We start from the raw sequence: 23,426 nt of genomic DNA on the forward strand, positions 1-23,426 counted from the left end.
GCTCCGCTAGCGCGCGTACTTATCCGCCTTGCGGTTCCCCAGCAGCAGCTTGCGCTCCAGATGCGCGCGCAGCTCGCCGTAATAGGCGGTGAGAAAAGCCTTTGAATCGATCGGCTCGACCCGGGCGCCGATCTTGCGGGCGATGGTCTCCGCCACAGCTTTCAGCGCGGAATAATCGTCGCGGCGCAACACTTCCTCGAGCTTCTGCAGTTCGGCGATGCCATAGGTGTCGAGCTGCGCGGGGCTGAACTGGAAGCGAGCCGCGACCGGGTCCTTGCGCTGCGAAAGGTCTTCGAGCAGCGCCACTTTCGGCGCCTCGACCACCCAGGTGCCGGCGAGCAGGTCGCCGATCCTCAGCCGGTCGCGGTTGAACAGCGGAAACAGCGAAAACAGCAACGCCCAGACAAGACCGAAGATGGTCGACAGCGTGTCGGCGACATCGGCGCTGGCGCGCGCAGCCAGAATCGACAGCGGCAGAAAAACTTCGATCTCGCGCATCAGATTGCGCGCGATGACCTGGTCGATGGTGAGGCCGGCGCCGCTGCGTGACGCGACCCTCACGCCAACCATGCGCTTGCCCGGCGTGGCTGCCCGCCGGCCCGCCTCGAAGGCGATGAAATAGACGTTGCGCAGGAAAAAGATGAAGATGATCCAGACGATGAACAGCGGCTCCGCATCCTGGATACCAAGCCCTGCAAGGCCGAAGATCATCACCAGCGAGACGACCACGGCCGCGACGACGATGATCACCACGTCGAGCAGGAATCCGGAAGCGCGGGTGCCAGCATCCGCCAGCTTGACCCGCAGGTCCACGCCTTCGGGTGTCACCAGCGGACGTATCAGCGCGGCAGGGTTCTTTGCCTTGGCTGTCCTAGCGGTCGCCATGCCGCACCATCCGCAACAGGTAGAAATATGAGATCCAGAGCGCCAGCATGCCGCCGCCGATCGAATAGCGGGCGAGGTCGCTGGTGATCGTCTGCCGGCCGATGCCTTCCAGCAGTCCGGCAAAAAGCAGCATCACCGTGACGCCGATCATGGCGGTCGCCGCCACGCGCCCGGCTTGGGCGGCGGCAGCCATGCGGGTCAGTTCGCCGGGAAAGGCGATGCTGGTGCCGATGCGCATGCCGGCAGCTCCCGCGATGGCGATGGCGAACAGCTCCGTCGTGCCGTGGATCGAAAGCCAGCCGCCGAGCTCGAAGCCCAGGCCCTTGGCGGCATAGATCTGGAAAATGGCGCCGAGCATGCAGCCATTCATCAGGATGATCAGCACGCTCGGCACGGCGAAGGCGAAGCCCAGCGCGAACGCCAGGATCGAGACCTGCGTGTTGTGCGTGAAGAGATAGGCGGCAAAGCCCGACAGGAAATGATCGCCGCCGCCGTAAAGCACGCTGCGCAGCGTCTCGGCCGACGAATCCGGGTTGCGCCCGCCCGCCAGGCTCGGCGCGATGATGGCGTCGTACCAGCGCTTGTCCGAAGCGACCAGCCAATAGCCGGCAATGGCACCGATGACGGTGAGCCCGACCGATGTCCATACTTCGCGCCAAAGGTCGCGGATCGCCGCCGGCCAGTCGTGCAGGAAGAAGTCGCCGATGCGCGTTCTCAAGCTCCGCCGCGCGCCATAGAGATAGAAATAGCCGCGCAGGCAGAGCGCCTCGAGATAGGCGATCAGCGCGCTGTCGAGCGAGGTCGCGCGCGCCACCGAGAGCGACGACAGCGCCGAACGGTAGAGGAGCGGCAACGACAGCAGCTCGTCTTCCGATAGCGCGCGCGGCGCGCGCTTCTCGACGCGCGCAAGCAGCGCCTCGAAGGCTTTCCAGTCGGCCTCGCGCTCCTGGCGGAAGCTTGCCAGCGACTGGCGCACGGAATCGGTGCCGGCCGACAGCGTCATAAGAGGTTCTCCTCCTTGAGCTGGATATAGCGCTCGACCAGCGCCGGGCCGAGCCGCTGGTGGTCGGCCTCGATGACATGCGCGCCAAGCAGCCTGAGCCTGCCGATCACCACCTGCCGCTGCCGCAAGAGGTCGCCGGCGGTGACGGAGCGGGCGACATCCTCGGGCGCAGCCGGCGCCATGTCGGCCAGCGTTTCGAGCTCCACATCCTTCATCAGCATGAACAGCACCAGATGCCGCTCAGTCAGCCGGCCCACGGTGCGCAGCATCAATTCGGCGCTGATCGAATCGACGAAATCGGTGAAGACGATGACCAGCGAGCGCCGGTCGAGCTTCGCCGAAAGCGTGGTGAGCGCCAGGGTGAAGTTGGTCTCCTCCGTCGAATAGTCGATCTCGGCGGCGCGCTTCTGGATCATGGTGAAGCTCGGCGAGCCGCGCACCGCGCCGCTGGAGACGCGCGGCCTGGCATCGAAGGAGAATAGGCTGACGAGGTCGCCGCCCTTGAGCGCGATGAACGCCGACAGAAGCGCCGCCGTCACCGCGCGGTCGACCTTCGGCACGCCGTCCACCGGCTCGCACATCAGCCGGCCGCTATCGATGGCCAAAACGATGTTGTTGTTCTCCTCGATCCGGAACTCGCGCGCCAGAAGCTTGCCGTGCCGGGCGCTGCGCTTCCAGTCGATCATGCGCCGCCCCATGCCGGGCTGGTAATCCTTCAGCGCTTCGAACTCGCGGCCCTGGCCGGCACGCTTCTGCGTATGACCGTCGGCAAGGGCGGAACGCTGCAAGAGCGTGATCGCCTCGTCGCGCGCGCTGTTGACATCGGGCAGCACCGCGACCTTGCGGTCGACCGGCAACACGACCTGGTTCCAGATCAGTCCGAACGGACCCTGCCAGCGCAGCCAGAGACGGTCGAAGCCGGCGATGCCGCGGCGGATGGCCTCGAATTCGAGATCGAGCGTGCCGCCATTGGCCGGCAGCGCGCCGCCGGTGCCGGCCAATGGCTGGACCCGCTGGTCGTGCCCGACACGCGCCTGCAGGCGGCGCAGCCTTGCGCCGGCGCCGGCCGCGATGTGCAAGGTGAAGCGCCCGCCGACGCCGACCTGCGGCGGCGCCGTCAGCGTGGCGTTGAGCGAGGCGCGGCCCCTGCCTGCGGCTGCGTCCACCGCCAGGAAGGCAAGCAGCAGGCAGATCCACAACAGGCCGAGATACCAGACATGCGGCAAAGCGAGCGCGATCAGGAAGGCGGGGATCGCCCCCGCCGCCGCTGCCCAGACCGCCCGCCCGCTCGGATAGATCAACGCGGCGCTTCCGTATTGTCGACGAGGTCGGAGACGATCTGCTCGACCAGCCGCCCGTCGATCTGCGCGGCCGGCGAGAGAACGACACGGTGGCGCAGAGCCGGCACGGCCAGCGCCTTGACGTCGTCGGGGATGACATAGTTGCGGCCGTCGAGCGCCGCCCTAGCGCGCGCGGCTCTCGCCAGCATGGCGCCCGCGCGTGGACTCGCTCCCACTTCCAGGTCAGGGCTTTCGCGCGTGCCGCGCACAAGTGCCGCGATATAGCCGACGACGTCGTCGACCAGCGTGACGTCTCCGACCGTGGCCAGCGCCGCTTCCAGCATCTCGCGGTCGGTCAGCGCCTTGATGCCGTATTGCTCGATATCATGCGAGGCCGAGCCGCCGCCGTGATGGACGATGATGGCGCGCTCTTCCGTGAGATCCGGATAGCTCACCCGATGCTTGAACAGGAAGCGGTCGAGCTGCGCTTCGGGCAGCGGATAGACGCCCTGATGCTCGATGGGGTTCTGCGTCGCCACCACCATGAAATTCCGGCCGAGCGAATGGGTGGTGCCGTCGAAGGTGACGGCATGCTCCTGCATTGCCTCGAGCAGCGCGGCTTGCGTCTTCGGCGGCGTGCGGTTGATTTCGTCGGCGAGCAAAAGGTCGCAGAAGATCGGGCCGCGCGTCAGCGTGAACTGCCCGGTCTGGAAGTTATAGATGTTGGCGCCGACGATATCGCCGGGCATCAAGTCGGGCGTGAACTGGATGCGGCCATAGGCGACGCCAAGCGCCTGCGCGAAGCAGCGCGCCGTCATCGTCTTGGCGGTGCCGGGCGGGCCTTCGAGCAGGATATGCCCGCCGGCAAACAGCGCCGTCAGCATCAGGTCGACCGTGTCGCGCTGGCCGGTGATCGCTTTTGCCACTTCTTCCCTGATCGCGTTCGCCAGGGTCTTCACTTCATCGACGTTCAATGAGCCTCCTTGCCGTCCAGTCATGCAGCTTTTCGGCTGCTTCGTGCATTGCGGCCAGATTGTTGGAATCGTGTACTGCCCTGAAGCGGGCGGTGAAGCCGTGCTGTTCTTCCTTGTCGCGGGAATCGAGCCAGCGGTCGAGCGCCTCGCCCTGCAGCCCGTGCGGCGCGCCGAGCAGGACGGCCGCCCGCTGGCGCATCAGCGCTGCATAGCGGTCGCCAAGCTCCTGCAGCCGCCCGGCGCGCTTCAAAAGCATCGCCGTGGTGTCGACCAGCGCCCGCTTGCCGAAGGCGATGGCGCGCCCCTCCGCGCGCGGTGGGCCGAAGCGGCCGAGCCCGTGCAGGAAGGCGAGCGCGGCCGCCACAAGCACCGACAGCGTCAGCGCCAGGAAAGGCGGTTCGATCAGCAGCTTGGCAAGATCGTAGTTGCCGCCGATGCCGTGCAGCGTCAGATCGAACATGACGGCTCCCTTGGCGGGCTCCAGCATGGCGATGATGTCGAGCGCGGCGGCCGCCTTCTGCTCGTCCTTCAGCGCGGCATTGTTGAGGAAATCGGGATCGGTGAGGATGTAGAAGGGTTCGTTGTCGAGCTCGGTCAGGATAGCCCTGCCATCGCCCGCCGCGATCAGCGGATGGTCGTCCGCCACCCATTGCAGCTCCTCCGGCGCGGCCACCATGCGGCCGGCGATGTTGATCTGCGAGAGCGTGTTCTTGGCCTCGCCGAGCTTGGCTTTGGCGATGCGGCCGAGCCAGTCGTTGACGACGTTGTTGGGCAGCCGCTCGACCTTTTCCTCCCAGCCTTCGTGGCTGAACAAGGGAAAGGTCTGCCATTTGGGCAGGATAAAGAGCGTGTCCTTGCCCGCGCGAAGCTTGATGAGGCGATCGAGCGCGGCCGGGTCGCTGCCCGGCGCGATGGTGACGACGAGCAGGAAGGTCGACGCCAGGGGGGACGCGAGGTCCTTCTCGCCGCGCTCCATCGGCGGCGCCTGTCCGTTGGTGAGCTTCAGCCATTCGACAAGCCCGGCATAGCCGGTGCCGCCCTTCGAGAACGGCGTGGCACCGCCCTGGGGCTGGCGGAAATCCGGCGCATAGGTGGACAGCAGGAAAAATCCGGCCGCCGCCAGCAGGCTGGCGAAAATGCCCCAGAACAGCGTCTTGCGGCTGAACGGTTCTTGCACTGCGCCTGTCATCTGCGCGGTCATGCCCAGGCATCTCGGAAGGCGAACCGCTCATAGGCTCCGCGCGCCTGCTGCCAGCCTTCGACCCCGACGGGTCGGCGGGCAAACAAGGCGGCCTCGACGATGCGGGCGATCTCGCTGAAGGCGGCGCGGGGCCGGGTGGGGATGGAACCGGCGGCGGCGATGTCGCGTGCGGTGAGCGATGGGCGCAGGAAATCGGGCAGCCGGGTGGCGATGTCGGAGACGCTGCGGCGCAACAGAAGATGCACCGCCTCGTCATACTCGCCGCGCGCGGCGAGCGCATCGGCCTCGGAGAGCAGGACCTGGGCAGCCCCCACGTCAGGGCGCCACTCTTCCTTCGCTTCGGTCTCTCCGCGTTTCCGCCGCCATGGCAGGCGCCAGGCAATGCCTTTCGCCTCGAGGAAAAGCAGAAAAGCAATGATCGCGACGCCGATGATGACCGCGCCCCAGAACAGATAGATCATGTAGGGACCGAGCTTCGCCAAGCCGTCCAGAAGCGGCTTCAGCCACTCCGGCGGCTCGGGCCGCGCATAGGTCGGCAAGGCGAACTGGATCGAATCGTCCCTGAGCAGTTGCTTGTGCAGCTGCGCCAGCCGTCCGGCCTCTTCCGTCCCTGCGGCTGTCACCCGCTTGTTCCCCCTGCAACCTGCGGTTCGGGGCCGACACTGGCAATACGCCATGACAATTGCAAGCGCACTGGACGTAGCCTTTCAATCTTGGCAAATTTACTTTGAAGTCGCCGATGAACGCAGTGGTGACTCGGGGGAAAATTATCATGACGACTGCAACATTGGGACGACCCGGCCGATTCGAGATCGGCAGGGTATTCAGCAACACCTTCGGAGTGATTGGCCGAAATTTTGGACTTTGCGTGGGGTTGGCGGCTTTGTTTTCGGGTCTGCCGGCATTGCTCATCAGGCTGTGGACCCAGCCGCAGATCGACGCCATGATGCAGCGCGACCCCGGCACCATGGCCGACCCAGGCGCCATGTTTCGCAATTCCTACATCACCATCATCGCCGGATTGATTTCGTTCGTGTGCGCGCTGCTGCTGCAGTCGGCGCTTGTGCGGGCGACCATCGAGGACCTCAATGGCAAGCGTCCGTCCTTTGCCGACTGCATCCAGATTGCGATCCGCTTTCTGCTGCCGACGCTTGGCATCGGCCTGCTCGTCGGTCTCGGTGCGGGTATCGGCCTGATGCTGTTGATCGTGCCGGGCATTATCCTCTGGCTCGGCTGGTCGATGTCGGTGCCGGTCCTGATCCAGGAGCGGCGGGGCGTGTTCGGCTCGATATCGCGCAGCCGGGTCCTCACCAAGGGCAGCCGCTGGGGACTTTTCGGTCTGTTCCTCATTCTCGTCATCATCGCGATGATCATCCAGTGGGGGATGCTGCTCGTTCTGGTGCTGTTCGGAGGCATCATCGCCGAGATCGGCGCCGCGCTGGTGCAGACGGTGGTCTCGATGGTGCTCTCGATCGCAACCGCGGTGAGCTATGTCGAGCTGCGCCAGGCGAAAGAAGGCGCAAGCATCGACGAACTGGCGGAGATATTCTCCTAGGCAGCAGAGATCACCCGATGGCTTTGGAAAGCCCAGGTGCAGCCGGTAAATTCCGGCTGGGCGGGGTAGTCGGCAATGCGCTCTCGTTCATCGGACGGAATCCAGTTCTCTCGCTGGCGGTCGCCGTGTGCTTTTTCGCCCTGCCGTCGCGACGACCACATACATAGCCTTGCGGCGGGCGAAGGAGGGCGGTGGCGTCGACAAACTGTTGGCCGTCTTTTCCTAGCAATCGGCGCCGCCGACGCAATCTGAGCTGAAGGCAATCGCTGGCAAATGGCAGACGGCCGACGCGACGGGAAGGTCGCGCCGGCCGCTCGCTCCTGGGAGGATCAGGACTCCAGCCACACCGTCTCGAAATGCTGCTCAAGCGCCTGGTGCTGTTCGCAGCCCTGCACGCCCTTGCGATAGGTGCGGTAGACCGAGCGCCAGTAGGGCTGGACGATGATGCCGGAGTCGCGCAGGTTGGTCTCGATCTTGGCCATGATCTCCTTGCGCTGGGCGGCATCCGGCGTTGCAAGCGCCTTGTCGAGAAGCTCGTCGAACTCCTTGTTCGAATAGGCGCTTTCGTTCCAGGCGCCGCCCGATTTGTAGGCCAAAGCCAGCACCTGCACGCCAAGCGGGCGGCCGAGCCATTCGGTGCAGGAATAGGGGAACTTGGCCCAGTCGTTCCAGAAGGTCGCGGCCGGCAGCACGGTGCGCTTGATCTTCAGGCCGGCCTCGCGGATTTGCGCGGCAATCGCGTCGGCGGTGCTCTTTTGCCATTCGACGTCGACCGAGATCAGCTCATATTCGTGGTCGGCCTTGCCGGATTCCGAAATAAGCTTCTTGGCCTGTTCGACATCGCGTTTGGCCGGGCCGATATCGGCGAATTCCGGATGCATCGGGCCGACATGGTGGTTGTCGGCGGGCTTGCCGCGGCCGTCGAGCCCGAGCTTCAGGACGGCCGCATTGTCGACGGCAAGCTGGGCGGCGCGGCGCACCTTGAGGTCGTCATAGGGTGCGTTGGAGACATTGAAGCGCGCGACGATGGTCGAGCCGGTGGCGATCTCGGAATTCTGCAGGCCCATCTGATCGGTCTGCGACACGGCATCCGCCGTGGTCTCGTGGTCGGTGTCGATCTCTCCGGACTCGAAGGCGGACAGCGTGGCGTTGGGATCGGAGCCGTAGTCCACCCATTTTATGCCGTCCAGATAGAACTCGCCCTTCCACCACGGCTTGTCCTTGCGCTTCACCTCGGCGCCCGTCTCAGCGTCCCAACTCACCAGCTCGCAAGGGCCGGTGGTGATGGCCAACGCCTTCTTCGGATCGGCATCGCCTTCATAGGAGCGGTGCATGATCAGCGCCGGATAGTCGGCCATTCCGGCAATCAGCGAGATGTCGGGCTTGGGCAGGTTGAGCTTGACGGTGTAGTCATCGACCTTCTGGATGCCGCCGTCGACAGGTTTCTTGGTGTCGGCATTGACCAGCGCGCCCATGCGCGCGGCGACCGAATTGCCGGCGACCGAGGCATCGCACCAGCGGTTGAGGTTGTGGATCACGTCCTCGGCGTTGAAAATGTCGCCGTTCGACCAGGTGATGCCCTTGCGCACATTGAGGGTGATCGTCTTGGCGTCGTCGCTGGTCTCCCAGCTTTCCAGCAGCCAGGGCTCGAAGGAGAAGTCGGTTTTCCAGCGCACCAGATATTCGTTGCACTGACGCGCGACATTTGACATCTCGACGCCGTCGAAGGTGCGCGGATCCTTAAAGCCCTTGACGTTCATCGCGACGCGCAGCACGCCGCCCTTTTTCGGCTCGGCGGCGCGGGCAGGCGAGGCAGCGATCCCGCCCAGGGCGAAGGCACCTGCAGCGCTGACGCCGAACCCGGCCATCAAGGCCAGATATTCGCGCCGGCTGATCGCGCCCTTCCTGAAATCGTCGGCGATCGGCTTGGCTTGCGGATGCAGTTTTCTGTCGGTCAGCATGAATTTCATCGTCGTTCCCTCTGTTGTTGGGCGCTCCGGGCCGCCATGCGGGGGCGGATGCGTCCGCCGGAGCGCCGTTGCCTGCGAGGGAATGATAGGTCCGCTTTCCGCCACGAAATGGTTTGGTTTCCGCAGTTCTTGTGCGCTGTTCCGCAGGTTATTGATACAGCCGATCTTCCCCACTTTGTCTAAGCTATGCATACATCTTCTGTGACTGGCGCGACTGATCAGGCCGAGGCTTGATTGCCAGGTGGTTCCCCCAATCCGTCGCTGCTTCGCAGCGCCACCTTTCCCCCCTCCGGAGGGAAAGGAAGGGAGCCTTGCCGGACGGGCGTTGACGGCAAAAAGCTTGGCGCCTTCCTCTACCCCGTCGATCGGGGGAGAGGTGTCTCGGCGAAGCCGAGACGGAGTGGGGGTCGACCAGCGCTACATAAGACAATGCATGCGCCAAGCTGCCATGCACGATATCGCCAAAGGCCAGCCGCTTGGAATGTGTGCATGCCGGAGCCACCTTCGTGGGGAAGATGCCTGGTCAGGGCAGAGGGGGCGCTGTCCCTTCAGCGTCTCAATCGATTGCGACTGCCTTCGCAATTAATTTGGATGTTAGGAAGCCGAAGGATCGCGTTTCTTCGCGCCCCCCTCTGGCCTGCCGGCCATCTCCCCCACGAGGGGGGAGATTAGCACTCCATCGCCGGCGCTCAGCTTCGAGATGTCGCTGATGATCCTCTGAAACGCCTCAGCCGCGCGCGGCACCGTCATCCTTGCCCGCAAAAAGCTGTGCACCAGCCTCGGCTCCTCGCGCCACCATGCGTGGCCGCCGGCGGCAAGGATGCGGTCGCAATAGACTTCGCCGTCGGACGACAGCGGGTCGCATTCGGCGGTGACGATGATCGTCGGCGGCAGGCCGGAGAAATCGTGGTCTCGAAGCGGCGAGAACGTTGGATCGTCCTGTGACTGCCCGGGCGCGGACCGGATGCGACGATAGAACTCGATGTCGCTTACGCTGAGCAGCGGCGCTTCGGCATGCTCGACATAAGAGCGCCCGGCCTCGTCACCGCCCAGCCCCGGATAGATCAACATCTGTCCAACAGCGTGCCGTTCATGGCGCCGCGTTACCTGCGCCACCGCGGCGGCGAGATTGCCGCCGGCACTTTCGCCGCAAAGCACAATCGGCAGTGTGCTCGCCGCGGCGACCCATTCGAACACGGCCAGCGCATCGTCGTAAGAGGCCGGGTGCAGATGCTCCGGCGCCAGCCGGTAGTCGGCCGAGACCACCTCGAAACCGGTGCCGGCGCAGATTTCGGCGCAGATGTCGTCATGGCTATCGAGGTCGCCAAGGACAAAACCGCCGCCATGGTAATAGACGACGGTCGCCGGCGCCTCCTTGCCCGCCATGCGATAGTGCCGCACCGGTATCGGATGCGTCGCCGTCGCGACGAGGCCGTCTTTAGTCATCACGCCTTCGGGACGAGCCTGATGAAAAGCCGCGCACATCCGATTGTAGACCGCGCGCTGCTTCTCGATCGGCGCGGCGACGATCTCCGGCGGGTACCAGCTGTTGACCTCGTCGACATAATCCCACAACTCCGGATCGAGCCGGTCGGCATATTGGCCGCGGCTCGACCGATCGGTTTGGGCTTTGGTCACTGCCGTCAAAGCTCGGCGTATAGCTGCGCAGCGTTCTCGAAGGTGAAGCGCAGCGGCACCGAGCCCTCGACCTGCCACACCTTCACGGTGTCTCCCGCCAACAGCCGGCAGGCGTCGAGCGTGTTGGTGACGGCGCCGCCATAGAGGCGGTTGGCGAGGTTGAGGATGCCGGTCTGGTGCATGGCGGCACTGGCGCTGCCGCAGGCATCCTTGACCAAAAGCACGCGAAAGCCGCGCGCTACCGCGTCCTTCACCGTCGCGTCGATGCAGGCCTCGGTCCAAACGCCCGCAATCACCAGCCATTCGATGCCCGAGGTCTTGAGCTTGTCGCCAAAATCGTTCTTGGCGAAGGCGCTGGCTTCCTGCTTGACCAGCGTGGCTTCGCCATTTTGCGGCGCCACTTCATGGCAGATTGCGGTCAGCGGATCGTCCTTGTCGGAGAAGGCCGATTTGCCGCTTTCATCGACTGGGTGGAACGGCCGCGCCGCGGCGAGATCGACGATATACGCCCAATGATAGAGCGGCACGAAGTTGCGCCGCGCCGCCTCCTGCAGGCGCTGCACATTGGCGAGGATGTCGGCAAAACCCTCGACCAGATAGCGCTTGTCCTTGCGATGCTCCTCCTGGAGATCGATGAACACCGCGGCCACTGCACCGCGTCGGATGGAAATGGGTGTTTTCATGCGGATGCTCGAACTTCGTCATTCCAGGGCGAAGCAGCCGCGAAGCGGCGTCGCGAAGACCCTGGAATCCATGCCGTTACCTTGATCGTTGACCGCTGCCTAACAGAATTCCGCACCGCGGCGAAGCGGAGACGGCATGGAATGGATCCTAGGGTCTGCGCCGCGTCGCTTCGCTCCTTGCTTCGCCCTAGGATGACGATTTCGCGGGTGCTGCGGCTAATCTCGAAGGCTTGCGATACCGGGTCGGCACTCATCGTGTGTACTGGTATCAAACCCGGGGCTCCAGAAACTCATCCTCATACGAAAACCGCGAAAGCAATTCCGTGCCGGTCTCGGTAATGAGAATCTCATCCTCGAGCTTGACGCCCTCGCGACCGCCTTTCTCGCCGATATAGCTTTCCACGCTCACCACCATGCCGGGCACGATGATGCCATCGCGGCCATAGGTCTCGTAGTCCATCGCGTGCGCGATGAAGGGCGTTTCGCCATGCATGCCGACGCCGTGCATGACCGAGGTGTAGCGCTGGTCGACGAAGCGGTCCGGGATCTTCCAGGCCTTCTCGGCGATCTCGCGGAAGGCCATGCCGGGCTTCACGATCGAGATGTTGTGCTGCACCTGGTCATGCGCCATGCGGTAGAGCGATTTCTGATAGGGCGTTGGCTTGCCCGGGCCGCAGCGGAAGGTGCGCGAGAAGTCGGAATAATAGCCGTAGCAGCCGATCGTGTCGGTATCGAGCGCCAGCAACTCGCCCGGCCTGATCTTGCGCCCGCTCGCCTCGTTGAACCATGGATTGGTGCGCTGTCCCGAGGTGAGCAGCCGGGTCTCGATGAACTCGCCGCCTTGCCGGATCACCTCGCCATACATGATGGCGAAGAGCTCGTTCTCGGAAACGCCCGGCTTGATCGCCTCGCGTACGGCCGCCACCGCGGCCTCGGCGCCCGCCATCGAGGCCAGCAGGCATTTGACTTCCTCCGGCGTCTTGACCGCGCGCACCGCCAGTATCTCGCCCTGGCAGTCCTTCACCTCGCAGCCGCGCTTTTCCAGGGCCAGCGCCTGCAGATGGCTGCAGCGGTCGAGCCCGAGCTTCATCGAGCCGCCGCCATGCTTCTTCAGAAGCTCGGCGATCTCGTCGGCGAACGGCCCGGCGGTCTCGTCGTCGCGGCCCGACACCGACGACCAGACGAGCTTGGACGGCCGCGCCTCGTCGATCGTGTCGAGCACCATCGAGACATGATAGCTCTGCGGATATTCGAACAGCACCACCGGCCCTTCGGTGGGCACGAAGAAATAGCGCGTCGAGTTGCGCAGGAAATAGCCGAACATGTTGCGCGAGCCGGTGGCGTAGCGCTGGTTGTATGGATCGAACAAAACGACGCCGCCATAACCCGCCTCGCGCATCCAGGCGCGCAGCTTGGCCAGCCGCCCCTTGCGCAGCGCGTCAGCGTCGATGAAGGACGGCTCCGTGTCCGAAAGCCACATGCCGCCGGCCGGATCGGCCGCGACGGGATGGCGCATGCGGTCCTTGAAGTCCACATCCTCGGTGCTGTCGGGGTCGAATACGACGATGCTCATCAGAAGGTCTCCTGTTGCGGAGACCATAGCCGGGTACGGTTTTAGGCTTGTGCGGAATTCCGCGATTGTCGTGCCGGATGCCGCATCGTAACTTCGTCATTCTAGGGCGAGCAAGGAGCGAAGCGACGCGCGCAGACCCTAGAATCCATGCCGTTACGTCGGCCAGACAATGCAGCGGTGCAGAAAATCCTTGCTGCGGCCGGGTGCCAATTCTGCATCGCCGAGACGCTTTCAGGTCACGGCATGGATCCTAGGGTCTTCGCTCCGCTGCGCGTCGCTTCGCCCTAGGATGACGAAGGAGCGTGGAGCCGCACCACTCCACCTAATGCCGCCGCATCGCCTTAGGCGCGTGCCCGTGCTCCTCGCGAAACGCCCTTGCAAAGCTCGACATCGACGCAAACCCGCACGCCAGCGCCACATCGCGCACCATCAGCGTCGAATGCGCCAGCAGGTCGGCGGCGCGCTTCAGCCGCAGCCGCCGGTAATATCCGTTGGGCGAGATATCCAGCTCGGCGCGGAAACTGCGCTCGAGCTTGTCGGCCGACACGCCGAGCCGTTCCGCCAGCTCCGCCATGCCGAGCCTTTCCTCGACCGCATCCTCCATGATGGCGATGGCCGACAGAACCAGCTCGTTCTGGACGCCGGTGCGCAGCCTGAGCGGCATCAGCTTGCGGTCGACGCTCGACCGCAATGGCGAGTGCACGAACCATTCGGCGACGCCCGCCGCGATTTCGGCGCCATAGTCGCGCGTGATGATTTCCAGCATCATGTCGAGGCTGCCGACGCCGCCGGCCGAGGTGAAGCGCTTGCGGTCGATGACGAACAGATCGCGCCGAAGCTCGATTTCCGGAAAAGCCTCGCTGAAGGCTGCCTGGCTGGTCCAGTGCAAGGTGCAGGCATGGCCGTCGAGCAGGCCGGCGCGGGCGAGGAAGAATGCGGCGTCGGCGACAGCGCCGATATGTGCGCCGCCGCGCAGGCTTTTGCGGATCCAGCTCATCGCCTCATCGGCCACGACATGATCGGCATCGCCACCGGAACACACGACGATGCGGTCGACCTTCGGCGCGTCGGCGGCCGAGAAACCGGGTTGGATGACGACGCCGTTCGATGCCTCAACCGTACCCGCATCGGCCCCGACGATCACCCATCGATAGCAGTCGATCTTGGCAAGAATGTTGACGGCGCGCAGCGGCTCGATGACGGACGAAAATGCCATCATCGGAAAACCGGGAAAAACCAGCACCGCGAAGGTGAGGGGCGCTTCGCGCGGTTCCGGCGGCGCACGGTCGCGTTTTCGGCTGGCGAGGCTGTCGCTCACGTTTTTGTATTTCCCACGTGCTGCATTGGTGGCAGAGAAGACCAAACTGTAGCCGGCCCCTCGGCTGGCTTGCAACGGAGCAACAACACGATGTTTGCGGCAACGGCAATCGACACAAGCAACAAGCCGGCCTTCTACAAGGAGTTGGCCACGCAATTGAAAGCGCTGCTCGAAGGCGAGGGCGATTCCGTCGCCAACGCCGCCAACACCGCGGCGCTGATCTACCAGATGGTGCCCGACCTCAACTGGGCCGGCTTCTATTTCCTCGCCTCCGATGACGAGCTGGTGCTCGGACCCTTCCAAGGCAAGCCCGCCTGCGTTCGCATCGCCGTCGGCAAGGGCGTCTGCGGCAAGGCCATCGAGCTCGACATGTCGATGCTGGTCAAGGACGTCAACGAATTTCCCGGCCACATCGCCTGCGATGCCGATTCGCGCTCGGAGCTGGTCGTGCTTTTGCGCGATGCCGAAGGCGCGTTCGGCGTGCTCGACCTCGACAGCCCGCTGCCCGGGCGCTTCGACAAGGAAGACCAGGCAGGCATAGAGAAGCTCGCCGCGATCTATGTCGCGGCCTGTGAGTTCGAGGACGATGATGAAGGCTGATAGGTGAGGCGACCCCGGCCTGCCTTACACGAACTTCACCAGCATCAGGCTGAAGCAGCCGATGAAGATGAAGGCTGAGAAGGCCAGCATCAGCGGCCGCAGTCCGCGCGAGCGAAGCCCCGAAATATCGGCCTGCAAGCCCATGGCCGCGAGGCCCATGGTGAGCATGATCTGTGCTGCGAGGGCGATCGCCGAATGGATCTGCGCCGGGATCGCGATCAGGCTGTTCAGCGCCACCACCGCGACGAAAGCCGCAACGAACCACGGCAGCGGCGGCCTGGCGCCTGAAGTTTCGGAGCTGCCGCGGCGCGCCATCAGGCCGAGCGCGATCACCATCGGCGCCAGCATGGCGACGCGCGTCAGCTTGGCGACGGTCGCGGTCTCGCCGGCAAGCGTGCCGTTCTGGAAGCCGGCGCCGATCACTTGCGCCACCTCATGGATCGAGGCTCCCGCCCACAGGCCGAAGGCGTGCTGGTCGAGCCCGAAGACCGGCGCCAGCAGCGGAAAGCCGAGCATGGCGATGGTGCCGAACAGCGTGATCGCGGCAACCGCGTAGGTCACGTCCTCGTCGCGCGCGTCGGTGACGATGTTGGTGGCGACTATTGCCGAAGCTCCGCAGATCGAGGTGCCGGCGGCGATCAGCTGGGCCAGCTTGGTATCGACGCCGATCAGCTTGCCGAGCGCGACGGTGAAGAGGAAGGTGGCGCCAAGCGTGGCCGCGACGATGCCGACGCCGCCAAGGCCGATGCCCGACACCTGGCCGAACGTGAGCTGGAAGCCGAGCAGCACGATGGCGAAGCGCAGCAGGCGCTTTTGCGAAAAGGCGATGCCGGCCTTGGCGTGGGCGGGCAGGCCGAGCACGTTGGAATAGATCGTGCCGGCCACCACGGCCAGGATCATCGGGCTGAACAAGGCAAAGCCTGAGACATTGTGGGTCGAGAAGGCCACAGCGGTGATCATCGCCACCAGCACGATGCCGGGGATAATGCCGTTCCACGCTGAATCGAGCCGCTTGCGGCCCGCGGCCAGATCGGCAGAAATCGGGCTTGTCGGAATATCGTTCGCGATGTGGGTGGCGAAAGACAATGCAATTCTCCAGGCGAGTGTACCGGAGGAATGCCATTCCCGAACAAATCTTTCCAACGAATTGTTCTGGTTGGAATGATCGATTTTCACGAACGATTGGTTTTTGAGCTGACGATGGAACACCTCCCGAATTCGACAGGCTGGGCCAATCTCAAAATCTTGACGGGCTGAACTTCCTGTCCCAGCGTGGCGCCATGTTCGTTTTTGCACCCGCCATCACCAAGCGACGTCGCCTCTATACGATGGGGAGCGGTAAGCCGATTGCGCGACGACAAACACCGGCCGAATAAATTCCGGTTTGTTCGTTTCCCGCCCGCCGCGACATCCGCCGGCGGGGCTTTCATGTCTGGAGCCTTACTGTGACCAATTCTTCCATCCGGTTTCGGCCGGCCGAACGTGCTGACGCTGCCACGATCAGGGACATCGTGCGCGCCGCCTATTCCAGATGGGTGCCGTTGATCGGCCGCGAGCCGATGCCGATGCGCGCCGACTATGACAGAGCAGTTGCCGAGCATCCGTTTGAACTTGCCGTCGAGGGCGATCGCATTGTCGGCATGATCGAGACCATGCTGGAGGAGGATCACCTCTGGATCGAGAATGTCTGCGTGGCGCCGGACGCGCAGGGCAGGGGCATTGGCCGGCTGTTGCTCGAACGGGCCGAGCACAAGGCGCGCGCGGCGAGCCGCTTCGAATTGCGCCTGCTGACCAATGGCGCCTTCGCAGCCAATGTGTCGCTTTACAAGAAGCACGGCTATACGATCGACCGCGAAGAACCGTTCATGAACGGCACGACGGTCTATATGAGCAAGAAGCTGGCATGATGCAGAACGCCATCGATGATCTCTGTAGGATTGCTCCAAAGTTGACGCAGAATCTCGGTTTGGAGCAGATTGCTGCCGCTCAGACGTGCATCGAATCCGTGATCGCCGACAAACAGAGGAGGTTCGGATGGCAATCAGGGTCCGGTTGAAGCCACTCTCGGGGCGGTATGCGGTTTCGCGCCTCGAAGCAAAAGAGAGCATTCCCGGCTGGGCCGACGGACCGGGCTTCGTCAGCATCACCAGGACCGAGGACGAGCTTTCGGTCGTCTGCCTGCAGGAGCGGGTGCCGGACGGGGTGCAGCACGACAGGGACTGGGTCGCCCTGAAACTCCAGGGTCCCTTTGCCTTCGACGAAACAGGCATCGTGCTGTCGGTAATAAAGCCATTGTCGGAAAACGAACTCGGCATTTTTCTGGTGTCCACCTTCGATGGCGACCATCTGCTCGTCAAAGTGAAGGATGAAGCCGCGGCAAGGGGGCTTCTGGTCGCGGCGGGGCACACGCTTCTGTAGCCGCCTGGCTCAATTGCCCGCCCTTGCGTTTGACATCGCTCTTGCCGCATCGTCATCTCTGACGCGATACGACGATCCGGCGATCGCCCCCCAATCACATCAGATATCCCGCCCAAGGAGAAATCATGTCCCACAATCTGCAGTTCTATATCGATGGCGTGTGGGTCGATCCTGTTGTGCCCAACACACTCGACGTCATCGATCCCTCCAACGAGGATGCTTTCGCGCAGATTTCGCTGGGCTCCAAGGCCGATGTCGACAAGGCGGTGGCGGCGGCCAAGCGCGCCTTCGCCACTTTCGGCTTCACTTCGGTCGAGGAGCGGCTCGACATCCTCACCCGCGTCGTCGAAATCTATAAGAAGCGCAGCAAGGACCTTGCGCTCGCGGTCTCGCGCGAGATGGGCGCGCCGCGCCAGATGGCGCTGGACAGCCAGGTCGGCGTCGGCCTTGCGCATCTGGAGAAGATGGCCGAGGTGCTGAAGACCTTTCCCTTCCGCCACATCAAGGGCACCTCGCTCATCGTCAAGGAGCCGATCGGCGTCGTCGGCCTGATCACGCCATGGAACTGGCCGCTGAACCAGATCACCTGCAAGGTCGGTCCCGCGCTTGCCGCCGGCTGCACCATGGTGCTCAAGCCGTCCGAGATCGCGCCGCTCGACGCCATCATCTTCGCCGAGATCATCGACGAGGCCGGCGTGCCGAAGGGCGTCTTCAACCTCGTCAACGGCGACGGCCCGGGCGTCGGCCAGGCGCTGGCCAGCCACCCGGATGTCGACATGATGTCCTTCACCGGCTCAACCCGCGCCGGCATCCTCGTCGCCAAGGCGGCGGCCGACACGGTCAAGCGCGTGCATCAGGAGCTCGGCGGCAAGTCGGCCAACATCCTGTTCCCCGATGTCGATCTGGAGCGGGCCGTCACCAAGGGCGTCGCCGGCTGCTTCGGCAACAGCGGCCAGTCCTGCAACGCGCCGACCCGCATGTTCGTGCCGCGCGACCGACATGACGAGGCCGCCGGCTATGCGAAGAAGGCGGCAGAGAAATTCACCGTCGGCCCGGCCGATGCGCCCACGTCGAAGCTCGGTCCGGTGGTCAGCCAACTGCAGTTCGATAAGATCCAGGACCTGATCCAGAGCGGCATCGACGAAGGCGCCACCCTGGTTGCCGGCGGCCCCGGCCGCCCGGCCGAGCTCAACCGCGGCTATTATGTCCGCCCCACCGTCTTCGCCAACGTGACGCATGACATGCGCATCGCCAGGGAAGAAATCTTTGGACCGGTGCTGTCGATCATGCCTTACGACACGGTCGAGCAGGCGATCGAGCAAGCCAACGACACTGTCTTCGGCCTTGCCTCCTATATCCAGGCCAAGGACATCGAGAAGGCGCGCCAGGCGGCCGCCCGCATGCGCTCCGGCACCGTCTACATCAACTACCCGGCCTGGGACGCAGGCCTGCCCTTCGGCGGCTACAAGCAGTCCGGCAACGGCCGCGAATATGCCGAATACGGGCTGGAGGATTTTCTCGAGATCAAGGGTATCGCGGGGTATGCGGCGGCTGAGTAGGGCACTGTAGCCAGTGATCGTCGGCACTGAAGTAAAAAAAGGCGCGGTTCAACCGCGTTCTTGTTTTTTGAAAACAAGTCGACCAGGGACGGCCATTATACTCAAAGACTGATCCAACGGAGACATCGCCTGGTCGGGATGAGATGACACATATCTATTAGGCTTGGCTGATGCGATTGGGGCTGGCTGACTGGCTGTGTTTCTCGAACAATCGGAGCTTTGCCGGATATCCAAGCCGTATCGGTGTCTGGCAGACCCCGCATTTGAATGTAGCCACGGACTTGAACCAGGAGCCTTTCCGGATAATCGGATGCCGGCATCTTGGACATTCGAATCTGAGATCTGTCTCATTCAGGTTTTTAGGAATCGACATTTTGCCACACGCTCCTATGCACCCACCGATAGCACGTTAAAGTAGCAATGTTTCAGTCCTGCGACCGCCAGACTGCCGCGTTGTAACGAGAGTGATTCCTGGCAACCGAACTGCGATCAGGGCCAAGCATCGTGCTCGACCGACCGAGCATTTGGCTACAAGGCCACCTTTCTGCGAAACACACCAGAAAGGATATTTGGTAAGGATTAGTTCAACCGGGCCGAGTATGGTGAGAGTGGCGGCTCCAGCTTGGGGGGGTGGATTGGGCCAGAGCCGCCTGCACGGTCATTGTGTGGCAGTAGACCGCGCTGTGTCAGAATAGAACAGCGCGGTCTATAATTAGTTAACGCTAATTAAATGCGGCGGCTGCCTTAACGGCCGCCGACTCGCCGTGATTCATTGTGGCCTGCCGGCGTAAAAGCTGGGCGTGGCTGCCAGCAAGGCTCACCACCCGTCGCAATTTGAAATGCCGTTCTTTCCGAACTTTTGGAGCAATGGCCTGGCAACCCGAGGGCATAGGTCTTCCGGTGGGATGTGGTGAAGCGCGAAAAAGCCCCGCCGGCGAGATGCCTGCGGGGCTTTTTCAGCGGATAGTCGATTAACGGCGATCGCTTCCGCGGCCATCATGGTGGCCGCCGTTGTTCGCGCCCAGGCACATGGCGTAGTAATCGTCATGGTTGCTGCACGAATTGAGGGCCGCCTGCTGAGCATAAGCCGAGCCGGCAAAGCCGGCGACAGCAACAATAGCGAAAATTGCATTGCGAACAATCTTGGACATTTCGATTTTTCCTTTGTTTAAATTCCGGCCAAGCCGGTCGATGGCGGTTTTCCTGCAGTTTGGTTTCGGTTTGATGGCGCTTGAACGCAAATTTGTTTCGAAACGGCAACGGCAGTAGCCGAGCCGGCCAGACGCCTCGCAAGCGATGGCGGTTCGTTCGCATACAAATGTTTCAAAGCCTGTCCTTCTCGTTACGAGCCTTGCGCTTGTGTGCAATGCGGCGGAAACGATCGTCGGTCATCTAAGGCGCCATCATGAAGGCGGCGGGATTGCCCCGTTACAGCCATGGCGAATTGAGGATAAACTTTATGTCGATCCTGAAGACATTGAACCGCATGGGCGCGGCGTTGAAATATGCGCAGGATGCCCGCAACCCAACGCGGATACGGAACGGCATGCCGTCCGACAATCAGCTGGATATTTGCTGGCCGGTGATGCCGACAACCAAGCATCTGTCCTCCAACATCTGGGGCGGGATCTGAGATAGCGATCGCTTGGAAGCACGATCGTCGACCTGCGCATGGCAATCGTCACCGCGCGAGCCGCAGGCAACGCGCCGTAGCCGCGCTTCTCGGCACCTCCCGAGCTCGTCGCGAGCGTGTTGACGCGCGATTTATCCGCGCCCCGCCTCGATGATGCCGACCATCGCCCGGGTAAATTCGACCATGCTGTTTGCGGTGATGGCGGCATTGTCGGGGGATTGACCGATGTGCTCGGCCGCTCCGCAACAGGACCGGCGGATGCTATCGTAGTATGGATCTCTCTCATCGTCCGGTAGTGCTGCCAAATTCAGGGCGCGACGGTGGATCATGCGCAGTAGCTGCGCCAATGCTGTTTCGACACTCATGCGTTTTGCTCCGCATCGGTCGAGCGTCTCGGCACACCGAGTGCCGGATCGTCGATCGGGAGATTTCCCGAGCCGAACAGGCTGCACAGTAGCCATTAATATATCGTTGATTGCTAATGTAAGAAGCGCATCGAGCGTCACAACGTTCAGATGCGAAGGGGTGCCGATCCGAGGTGCGGATGACATATGGGCACAAGCTGGCGATGTTCGAGCGATCCCGGCACTTGACGGTGAAAGGCTCAAAGTAAGCAGTTGAAGGCCGCCTATGCGCCGGGACGCGGGTAGGCGTCGGCACGCACCCCAATCAGCATCGTCGAGGCCGTATGATCGTGGTTCGTTACGGCGAGCGCGCGCGGAAGGAGGAGCGGTCCTGGAAATCTGCGATCGGCCACAGACAGTGCGTCAGGAACCTGCCCGCCGCGCAAAATGCTCGTAAGTCACCCGCCAGGGATCGCTCTCAGTCATCCTTTCCTCGCCGATCCAATGGAAGCTGTCGGCCGTGATCTCGGTGAAGCGCCAACGGGCTTGCAGGCCGCGCGAGTCATGGCCGATCTGGACGATGTCGTTGCCCTCGGCCCGCCCGACCTGGCGTGAGTAATCCTGGTTGAGCGGATCGCTCCAGATGATGTGCCAGCCGTCGATGCCGGGATCGAAGACGCGCAAGGTGGTGCCGTACATGATCGACGGGGCAGGGCGCCTCGGCCTGATCCAGAGGTCCTGGACGGCGCGGCCTTCGAGCACCCAGCCGAAATGGCATTCCCCATCCCATTTCCGGATCGTGCCATCGTCGAGATGGTGGACCGTGTCCATGTCCCAGCTGCCGATCAGCCAAGCGTACAGGTCCATGTCTTTCGCCCAGTCGGTGGAAGGGCCATCGGAGGTGAGGGCGGTGAGAAAAGGGGACATTGTGGTCGTCATCGCTTTCTCCAAGGCGAGCAGGGAGCTGGAACATCGCCGCGATAACTTGCGGCGTTGTGGTTTCTGGGTCTTGGGAAAAATTGCTGTGTTGCCGCTATCGCGATCGCCCCCACAGCATCCTTGATGCAGCAGATTCATCCACTAGTTAATTCCGTGGGCCACCGTATTCGCGAGTTTTTGCCTTGGGGCAGCGGCGGTTTAGACGTTTTGACCGCATGCCGCGCAAGGACAGCTGGGCACATTTGGAGACTACCGTGCGTCAATCCCTTGGAACCAGCTTGGCTTATTTGGCATTTGCTTGCTCGATCGCGGTAGCTTGCGCTGGGACTGCAGCCGCCGGCCCGCACGGCGGGGGGCATGACGGTGGCGGCCATCAGGGTGACAACGGGGGCCATGGCGGCCATGACAACGGCGGCAACGGCAAAGGCAAGGACAAAGGACCTGCCGGCGATCCCGGCGATCCCGTCGGCGACAGCGGCAGTCCGTCGTCGAACGATGACGGGATCAGCACCACTCCAACGGCCTCAATACCGTCAACTCCAGCTGCCATTGTCGACCTGTCCACAGGCGGCGGACATTCGCTCGACCTCCCGTCCGCCCTGCAGCCTCTCGAAGACAACACTGTTCCATCAGCGGTCCACCCGATCGAAGCGCTGCCCGGTGTCCCGGATAAGGTCGTTCGCGCCTGTCAGGACGCAATCGAGCAGGCCGCCGCCAAGTTTGGTGCGGCCAGCGTGCGCGTCAGCAGCGCAGGTTCCATACGTCGGTTGAGCAAACGCAGGATCTCGGCCCCCATTCAGGTCAGCATCGACTATATGCATCAGGGACGGGTGGAGACGCGTGAGGCGCCGGTGGGGTGCGAATTGAACGCGAAAGGCAGCGTGATCGGTCTGACGTAGCGCAGAGCGGAACTCCTTGCGATCCCCTTTTCCGGGCCTCCGTGTGTTGCGAATGGTGCAGGCTAATGACTGGAGCGTTCGCCGTCGTCGCAATCGTTTTGAATTCAATCCGACGTCGGGTGTATTGGCCGGAGGGCAAAGGGAAGCGCGATAGTACGCACGCGGATCACCTGCGAGGAGTTGCGAAGCTTGCTGCGTGTAGTCGTCTTCTGGCTGACAGCCTTCATCTGACCGGTGCCGACCGATGCGCGGCCAGAGCGAGGCTGCAGCGGCGGCTCAATTTGCGCGCTGCGGCGCTCAGCTCTGAGTTTGTCATTGTCCGCGCGTTTGGCAGCCAGGTCGCGGGCCAGAGAAACAGTGGCTTCGCGCTGGTTGTCCAGAGCTTCGTTCAGCCTGGTGACCTCTCCTGAAAGTGCTGGGGACGTGCCGCGCTCCAGGCGGGCTTTATTAAGGTCCTCACGGGTCGATGCTGCGGAAGCGCGTTCCCGTGTCAGAGCCTGCGCAGTCTCGGCTGCGGTTTGCTCGGCACGCTCTTTTGCTTTGACAGCCTTGGCTCGTTCCTGTTCAGTCGCGTCGCGATCGAGGCGGGCTTTATCGAGGTCCTCACGGGTCGATGCTGCGGAAGCGCGTGCTCTTGTCAGAGCCTGCGCCGTCTCGGCTGCGGTCTGCTCCGCACTCTCTTTTGCTTTGACTTCCTTGGCTCGTTCCTGTTCAGCCGCGTCACGCTCGCGGCGGGCTTTATCGAGGTCCTCACGGGTCGATGCTGCGGAAGCGCGTACTCGTGTCAGAGCCTGCGCCGTCTCGGCTGCGGTCTGCTCCGCACGCTCTTTTGCTTTGACAGCCTTGGCTCGTTCCTGTTCAGCCGCGTCGCGCTCGAGGCGGGCTTTATCGAGGTCCTCACGGGTCGATGCTGCGGAAGCGCGTTCTCGTGTCAGAGCCTGCGCCGTCTCGGCT

23 protein-coding genes are annotated in these 23,426 nt (G+C 63.3%); 7 read left to right on the top strand and 16 right to left on the bottom strand.

The genetic code is table 11. From position 1 onward, the window contains the following. Positions 1-6: 6 nt before the first annotated feature. From LB535_RS12265 to LB535_RS12290, 6 genes are read right to left on the bottom strand one after another with little or no spacing between them, the layout of a single operon-like run. Positions 7-885, bottom strand: coding sequence for an RDD family protein (locus LB535_RS12265; protein WP_224632341.1), 879 nt, complete (start codon positions 883-885; stop codon positions 7-9). Beyond that, positions 872-1,888: a stage II sporulation protein M gene (locus tag LB535_RS12270; RefSeq protein WP_140704101.1), complete on the bottom strand. Its 1,017-nt coding sequence runs from the start codon at positions 1,886-1,888 to the stop codon at positions 872-874. Before LB535_RS12270 ends, LB535_RS12265 begins: the two co-directional genes overlap by 14 nt. Then, positions 1,885-3,189 (bottom strand): DUF58 domain-containing protein, encoded by a 1,305-nt coding sequence (locus LB535_RS12275; protein ID WP_224632342.1) that lies wholly within the window; start codon positions 3,187-3,189, stop codon positions 1,885-1,887. Before LB535_RS12275 ends, LB535_RS12270 begins: the two co-directional genes overlap by 4 nt. Further along, entirely contained in the window at positions 3,186-4,142 is a 957-nt protein-coding gene (locus tag LB535_RS12280; RefSeq protein WP_224632343.1) for an AAA family ATPase, read from the bottom strand. Before LB535_RS12280 ends, LB535_RS12275 begins: the two co-directional genes overlap by 4 nt. After that, positions 4,129-5,343, bottom strand: a complete 1,215-nt coding sequence (locus tag LB535_RS12285) for a DUF4350 domain-containing protein (RefSeq protein WP_224632344.1) — start codon at positions 5,341-5,343, stop codon at positions 4,129-4,131. Before LB535_RS12285 ends, LB535_RS12280 begins: the two co-directional genes overlap by 14 nt. Beyond that, complete coding sequence (locus tag LB535_RS12290; RefSeq protein ID WP_224632345.1) at positions 5,340-5,966, bottom strand: DUF4129 domain-containing protein; 627 nt, start codon at positions 5,964-5,966, stop codon at positions 5,340-5,342. The genes LB535_RS12285 and LB535_RS12290 overlap by 4 nt, the downstream gene beginning before the upstream one ends. A gap of 245 nt (positions 5,967-6,211) precedes the next feature. On the opposite strand from LB535_RS12290, the gene LB535_RS12295 reads away from it, so the two are divergent. Next, positions 6,212-6,898, top strand: coding sequence for a hypothetical protein (locus LB535_RS12295; RefSeq protein ID WP_224632346.1), 687 nt, complete (start codon positions 6,212-6,214; stop codon positions 6,896-6,898). A 329-nt stretch (positions 6,899-7,227) separates the two neighbouring features. Here LB535_RS12295 and LB535_RS12300 read toward each other — a convergent pair whose 3' ends face one another. The 5 genes from LB535_RS12300 to LB535_RS12320 form a co-directional block, all read right to left on the bottom strand. Further along, on the bottom strand, positions 7,228-8,868 hold the full coding sequence (locus tag LB535_RS12300) for an ABC transporter substrate-binding protein (protein WP_224632347.1): 1,641 nt from the start codon (positions 8,866-8,868) through the stop codon (positions 7,228-7,230). Positions 8,869-9,462: 594 nt separating this feature from the next. Continuing rightward, complete coding sequence (locus tag LB535_RS12305) at positions 9,463-10,515, bottom strand: alpha/beta hydrolase (RefSeq protein WP_263490668.1); 1,053 nt, start codon at positions 10,513-10,515, stop codon at positions 9,463-9,465. Beyond that, complete coding sequence (locus LB535_RS12310) at positions 10,512-11,189, bottom strand: isochorismatase family protein (RefSeq protein WP_224632349.1); 678 nt, start codon at positions 11,187-11,189, stop codon at positions 10,512-10,514. The genes LB535_RS12305 and LB535_RS12310 overlap by 4 nt, the downstream gene beginning before the upstream one ends. A 268-nt stretch (positions 11,190-11,457) precedes the next feature. After that, positions 11,458-12,762, bottom strand: coding sequence for a M24 family metallopeptidase (locus tag LB535_RS12315; protein WP_224632350.1), 1,305 nt, complete (start codon positions 12,760-12,762; stop codon positions 11,458-11,460). 322 nt (positions 12,763-13,084) lie between these two features. Continuing rightward, positions 13,085-13,981 (bottom strand): GlxA family transcriptional regulator, encoded by an 897-nt coding sequence (locus tag LB535_RS12320; protein ID WP_411969564.1) that lies wholly within the window; start codon positions 13,979-13,981, stop codon positions 13,085-13,087. 189 nt (positions 13,982-14,170) lie between these two features. On the opposite strand from LB535_RS12320, the gene LB535_RS12325 reads away from it, so the two are divergent. Continuing rightward, complete coding sequence (locus LB535_RS12325; RefSeq protein WP_224632352.1) at positions 14,171-14,680, top strand: GAF domain-containing protein; 510 nt, start codon at positions 14,171-14,173, stop codon at positions 14,678-14,680. A 24-nt stretch (positions 14,681-14,704) separates the two neighbouring features. Here the strand turns inward: LB535_RS12325 and LB535_RS12330 are convergent, their stop codons facing one another. Then, the gene (locus LB535_RS12330; RefSeq protein ID WP_224632353.1) at positions 14,705-15,766 is read right to left on the bottom strand and encodes a YeiH family protein; all 1,062 of its coding nucleotides are present in this window, start codon (positions 15,764-15,766) and stop codon (positions 14,705-14,707) included. Positions 15,767-16,125: 359 nt separating this feature from the next. On the opposite strand from LB535_RS12330, the gene LB535_RS12335 reads away from it, so the two are divergent. The 3 genes from LB535_RS12335 (at position 16,126) to LB535_RS12345 (ending at position 18,657) form a co-directional block, all read left to right on the top strand. Continuing rightward, positions 16,126-16,587, top strand: coding sequence for a GNAT family N-acetyltransferase (locus tag LB535_RS12335; RefSeq protein ID WP_224632354.1), 462 nt, complete (start codon positions 16,126-16,128; stop codon positions 16,585-16,587). Between the two features lie 127 nt (positions 16,588-16,714). After that, a complete protein-coding gene (locus LB535_RS12340; protein ID WP_224632355.1) occupies positions 16,715-17,098 on the top strand; it encodes an ACT domain-containing protein in 384 nt (127 codons plus the stop codon). 125 nt (positions 17,099-17,223) lie between these two features. After that, complete coding sequence (locus LB535_RS12345; RefSeq protein ID WP_224632356.1) at positions 17,224-18,657, top strand: aldehyde dehydrogenase family protein; 1,434 nt, start codon at positions 17,224-17,226, stop codon at positions 18,655-18,657. Positions 18,658-19,628: 971 nt separating this feature from the next. Here the strand turns inward: LB535_RS12345 and LB535_RS12350 are convergent. After that, positions 19,629-19,808: a hypothetical protein gene (locus LB535_RS12350; RefSeq protein WP_224532755.1), complete on the bottom strand. Its 180-nt coding sequence runs from the start codon at positions 19,806-19,808 to the stop codon at positions 19,629-19,631. Between the two features lie 254 nt (positions 19,809-20,062). Between LB535_RS12350 and LB535_RS12355 the strand changes: the two genes are divergently transcribed. Further along, on the top strand, positions 20,063-20,290 hold the full coding sequence (locus LB535_RS12355) for a hypothetical protein (protein WP_224632357.1): 228 nt from the start codon (positions 20,063-20,065) through the stop codon (positions 20,288-20,290). Between the two features lie 131 nt (positions 20,291-20,421). On the opposite strand, the gene LB535_RS12360 is transcribed toward LB535_RS12355, so the two are convergent. Further along, complete coding sequence (locus tag LB535_RS12360) at positions 20,422-20,655, bottom strand: hypothetical protein (RefSeq protein ID WP_140633997.1); 234 nt, start codon at positions 20,653-20,655, stop codon at positions 20,422-20,424. Between the two features lie 402 nt (positions 20,656-21,057). Beyond that, a complete protein-coding gene (locus tag LB535_RS12365; protein WP_224632358.1) occupies positions 21,058-21,501 on the bottom strand; it encodes a hypothetical protein in 444 nt (147 codons plus the stop codon). A gap of 326 nt (positions 21,502-21,827) precedes the next feature. Here LB535_RS12365 and LB535_RS12370 point away from each other — a divergent pair, with 326 nt between their 5' ends. Then, positions 21,828-22,472 carry a hypothetical protein gene (locus tag LB535_RS12370; protein WP_224632359.1) on the top strand — a complete coding sequence of 215 codons (645 nt, stop codon included), beginning with the start codon at positions 21,828-21,830 and terminating at the stop codon, positions 22,470-22,472. A 104-nt stretch (positions 22,473-22,576) separates the two neighbouring features. On the opposite strand, the gene LB535_RS12375 is transcribed toward LB535_RS12370, so the two are convergent. After that, positions 22,577-23,426 (bottom strand): hypothetical protein (locus LB535_RS12375; RefSeq protein WP_224632360.1); only part of this gene is annotated, 850 nt, incomplete at its 5' end.

This window comes from Mesorhizobium sp. CA10 (assembly GCF_020165285.1).
Lineage (GTDB): Bacteria > Pseudomonadota > Alphaproteobacteria > Rhizobiales > Rhizobiaceae > Mesorhizobium.